Here is a 4650-nt window from a genome sequence, read left to right on the forward strand (position 1 = left end):
CTCCCGCTGCCCCCGACCATGCGCCCCCGGCCGCCCGGCGCCGATGGATCCCCCGCGCCATGGGCGGCGCCGTCGCCGTGACGGCGATCGCGGTCGCCGCGTACGGATCGATCACCTCGGCCGCCGCCGGCGACGACATCCACGCGTCGATGACGATCATCGCGCCCGCTGCGGCCGGCGGCGGGTGGGACGGCGTCGCGCGCGAGCTGCAGCAGGCGCAGAAGGCGAACGGCCTGGTCAACAACGTGCAGGTCGTGAACATGCCGGGCGCCGGCGGCACGATCGCGCTCGGCAACGTCTCGGTGCTGAACGGGCAGGCGAACAACCTCCTCGTCGGCGGGACGGGACTCCTCGCCGCGACGGTGCAGTTCAACTCGGCCGCGACACTCGACGACGTCACCCCCCTGGCCGTCATGGTCGAGGAGTACGACGTGATCGTCGTGCCGGCGAACTCGCCCTTCCAGACGCTCGACGACCTGGTCGAGGCGTGGCGCGCCGACCCGCGCGCGCTGCCGTGGACCGGGGGCGGCTCGTTCGATCAGCTCGTCGTGGCCGATCTGGCGCTCGCCGCCGGCATCCCGCCCTCGGAGATGACCTACATCTCTTCGGACGGCGGGGGCGAAGCCATCCAGGCCCTGCTGAACGGCACCGCCCAGGCGGCCGCGGGCGGCTACCCCGACAACATCGACCAGATCGAGTCGGGACGCCTGCGCGCCCTGGCGCTCGTCGCCGACGAACCCCTCGAGGGGGTCGACATCCCGACGGCGGCCGCGCAGGGGTACGACGTCACCCTCACCAACTGGCGCATGCTCGCCGCCCCGAGCGGTCTGAGCGACGAGCAGGTCGGCGACCTGACCGACCTGGTCCTCGAGTCGACGGCGACCCCCGAATGGGCCGACGCCCGCGCCCGCTACCACTGGACCGAGCGCCTCATCACGGGCGACGACCTCACGACGTTCCTCGCCGAGGAACGCACCCGCATCGAGCGACTGTACGAGGAGATGGGCCTGTGATGCCGTCGAACAACCCGACCTCCGTCTCGGCGGTCGTGGGCAACAGGCTGCGGTTCCGCCGGAACCGCGGAGCGTCCGGGATCGCGAAGGCCCTCCTCATGCCGGTCGTGCTCGCCGCGTTCGCGACCTACCTCGTCTACGGCATCGTCACGATGAAGGTCCCGGCATCCGCGGCCTTCCCCGGCCCGCAGTTCTTCCCCGGGATCATCGCGGCGGGTCTGTACGTCTTCGCGGTCCTCCTCGGAATCGGCGCCGTCCGAGCGCTCGCCGAGACCCCGCGCGCGGATGCCGCGGAGTCGGAGGAGCGCTCGGTCGGCGTCGACTGGCGGTCGTTCGCCTGGGTCGTGGGGTCGTTCCTCGTCTTCGCGTTCCTCCTCGGCATCCTGGGCTGGATCGTCGCCGCAGCATTGCTGTTCGCGGGGATCGCACGCGGCTTCGGCCACACCCGGTGGCTGTTCGCGCTGTTCGTCGGCGTGACGATCAGCTCGCTCACCTACATCGCGTTCGACATGGGGCTGGGGCTCTCCCTGCCCTCCGGCATCCTGGGATGGGCCTTCTGACATGGACGTTCTCGCTCTGCTCGGCGAAGGATTCGCCGGCGCCCTCACGTGGCAGAACCTCATCTGGGTGCTCGTGGGCTGCGTGCTCGGCACCGCGGTCGGCGTCATGCCCGGCCTCGGGTCGTCGATGGCGGTCGCGTTGCTGCTTCCCGTCACCTTCTCGCTCGACCCGACGGCCGCGTTCATCATGTTCTCGGGCGTGTACTTCGGCGGCCTGTTCGGCGACTCGATCACCGGCATCCTGCTCAATACCCCCGGGCAAGCCTCGGCAATCGCCTCGACGTTCGAGGGGCACAAGATGGCGCTGAACGGGCGGGCGGCCCAGGCCCTCGCCACCGCCGCGATCGGCGCGTTCATCGGCGGCATCGTCGCGTGCGTGCTGCTGGTGTTCTTCGCCCCGCTGCTGGCGGATCTGTCGAGCAGCTTCGGACCGGCGGAGTTCTTCGCGCTCGCGATCTTCGCCTTCGCCGCGACGTCGTCGGTCGTCACCGACAACGCCGTGAAGGGGCTCGCCTCGCTCTTCCTGGGCCTCGGGATCGCGGTCATCGGCGTCGACGGAGTCTCGGGCGCACCCCGGTTCACGATGGACTCGCCGAACCTCTTCGACGGAATCTCGCTCGTGACCGTGACCGTCGGCATCCTGGCCCTCGGCGAGGTCATCTACGTCGCCTCCCTCGAGCGCCACATCTCGAACAAGACGCTCATCCGCCCCACGGGTCGCCCGTGGCTGTCGCGGAAGGAGCTCAAGGAGGCCACGCCGGCGTGGTTGCGCGGCACAGCGATCGGGCTTCCCTTCGGTGTGATTCCCGCCGGCGGAGCCGAGATCCCGACTTTCCTGGCGTACGGCATCGAGAAGCGCCTCGACGCGCGGCGGAAGAAGCCGGTGTTCGGCACGGGTGCGATCCGCGGCCTTGCGGCTCCCGAGGCGGCGGGGAACTCGACGACCGGCATGGCGATGGGGTCGCTGCTGGCCCTCGGCCTGCCGATCTCGGCGACCGCGGCCATCATGCTCGCGGCGTTCCGGCAGTACGGCCTGCAGCCGGGGCCGCTGCTGTTCGAGCGGGCACCCGACCTGGTGTGGGCGCTGATCGCGAGCTTCTTCCTCGCAATGGTGGTGCTGCTGATCCTGAACCTGCCGTTCGCGATGCTGTGGGCCAAGCTCTTGGTCATCCCGCGGCCCTACCTGTACGCCGCGATCGCGGTGTTCTGCGGACTCGGCATCTACGCCACCTCCGGGGCGACGTTCGACCTGCTCCTGCTGCTGGGCGTCGGGCTGCTCGGTTTCCTGCTGCGCACCAACGACTACCCGCTCGCCCCGCTCATCATCGGCATGGTGCTGGGACCGCTCGCCGAGACGAGCCTGCGGGATGCCGCGATGAGCGCCAACGGCGACCTCACCACGCTCGTGCAGAGCCCGATCGCGCTGGCGATCTACGCGGTGCTCGCCGTGGTGCTGGTGTTCGCGATCCGCAATCGCGTGATGGCGCGGCGGTCGCCCGCCCGCGAGCTCGTCGACGCGTCCTGACGGGCGACCGGGGCGGCGCGGGGCGTGCGAGCCGCGTCCTGAGGGGCGGCCGGGCCGGGGCGGGGCCTGCGAACCGCGAGACTGCATCCGACTGACAACTCCACTGCAGCGCGCACCCCGGATGTCAGTCGGATGCAGTCTCGGCGAGGTCGAGCCCGCCGCGTCAGCGCCGCGACACCCGGAGCAACGCCTCACCGATCGCGGCGATCGCGGCGGCGGCCGCCAGGGCCACGGCGATCGTGATCAGCGCGGTCGCGGGGCCCGTGGCATCCAGGGCCGATCCGGCGATCACGCCGCCGATCGGGACGCCCAGCGACATCGCCGCTGTCGGGTAGGCGAGGGTCTCGGTCACGCGGCCTTCGGGGGCGCGGGCCGAGGCCACGAGGATTCCCGACACCATCACCGGCGAGACGGCCAGACCGAGGACGAGGATCGCCGCGAACAACACGGGCGCGGACCCTTGCGCCACCGGCAGCGCCAGCGCGACCACCGCGGCGAGCGCCGCGAAACCGATGTAGCGCGCGATCGGCGACAGCCGCCACGCGCGGGCTCCCGTGATCACCGATCCCACCGCGATCGCCACGGCGAGGGCGCTGAAGGCCGGACCGGCGAGCCATGGGCGACCGCCCACCTCCGCCCAGCCGACGAGCGTCACGTCGAAGGCGCCGAACACGCCGCCCAGGGCGATGCACGCCAGCGCGACGGGCACGACGCCGGCGGGCGGCCACACGAAACGGGGGCGACCCGCGGTGTCCGTCCGGGCGGGTTCGGTCCCGCGCTGCGAGGCGAGCCACACCCCGCCGACGAGCCCGAGCACGAGCGAGCCCAGCATCGCCACGGCGGGGTCGATCGCCGCCGCGACGGCCGTGATCGCCGGCGGTCCCGCGATGAACACCATCTGATCGGCGATCGTCTCCAGGGCCAGCGCGGGGGTGCGCTGCGACTCCGGCGCCAGCACCGTCCAGCGCGCGCGGACCGCTGAGGTGAGGTCGGGGGTCGCCGCCCCGGTCGCGAACGCGGCGACGAGCCACGTCCAGAACGGCGCCCCCGTCAGCACGAGGGCGAGCAGAGCGGATGCCGACAGCACGAGGCATCCGAGCGAGATCAGGATGACGCGGGCCTGGCCGTGCCGGTCCATGCGCGACGACCACAGGGGCGCCGCGATCGCCATGCCGACCACGAGCGGCGCCACCACCACCCCGGCCGAGCCGAAGCTGCCGGTCGCGGCCGAGACGAGCAGGATGATCCCGAGCGACAGCGTGGCGCGGGGGAACCGGGCGAGGATGCCGGCCGCGACGAAGGACCGCGCCCCGGACAGGCGCAGCACCTGCCCGTAGGCGCGGATGCCGGTCGCTTCGGCCGCGGTGGTCATGTGGCGGCTTCCTGCGCTCGTGCACAACTCCTGCGGATTTCGGGCCGCAAGGGTCGTGGCGTGCTGGCGCGTCGGATGTGCAGGAGTTGTGCAGGGGCGGGGGCGGTGCCGGCGGCAGGGGCGGCAGGCGCGCGGCGTCGTGCACAACTCCGGCGGATTTCGGGCCGCAAGGGCCCTGGC

Annotated in this window: 4 protein-coding genes; 3 read left to right on the forward strand and 1 reads right to left on the reverse strand. The window is 72.2% G+C overall.

What is annotated here, in order from left to right:
* The 3 genes from LQV45_RS18205 to LQV45_RS18215 all read left to right on the forward strand — a co-directional run.
* Positions 1-1013: tripartite tricarboxylate transporter substrate binding protein (locus LQV45_RS18205; protein ID WP_230008227.1), on the forward strand; the 1013-nt coding region annotated here is incomplete at its 5' end.
* On the forward strand, positions 1013-1573 hold the full coding sequence (locus LQV45_RS18210) for a tripartite tricarboxylate transporter TctB family protein (protein WP_230008228.1): 561 nt from the start codon (positions 1013-1015) through the stop codon (positions 1571-1573). The genes LQV45_RS18205 and LQV45_RS18210, both read left to right, overlap by 1 nt.
* Position 1574: 1 nt before the next feature.
* Positions 1575-3098 (forward strand): tripartite tricarboxylate transporter permease, encoded by a 1524-nt coding sequence (locus LQV45_RS18215; protein WP_230008229.1) that lies wholly within the window; start codon positions 1575-1577, stop codon positions 3096-3098.
* Positions 3099-3261: 163 nt separating this feature from the next.
* Here the strand turns inward: LQV45_RS18215 and LQV45_RS18220 are convergent, their stop codons facing one another.
* A complete protein-coding gene (locus tag LQV45_RS18220; protein ID WP_230008230.1) occupies positions 3262-4470 on the reverse strand; it encodes an MFS transporter in 1209 nt (402 codons plus the stop codon).
* Between the last annotated feature and the right edge of the window lie 180 nt (positions 4471-4650).

The sequence above is a fragment of the Microbacterium sp. Bi128 genome, assembly GCF_918698205.1.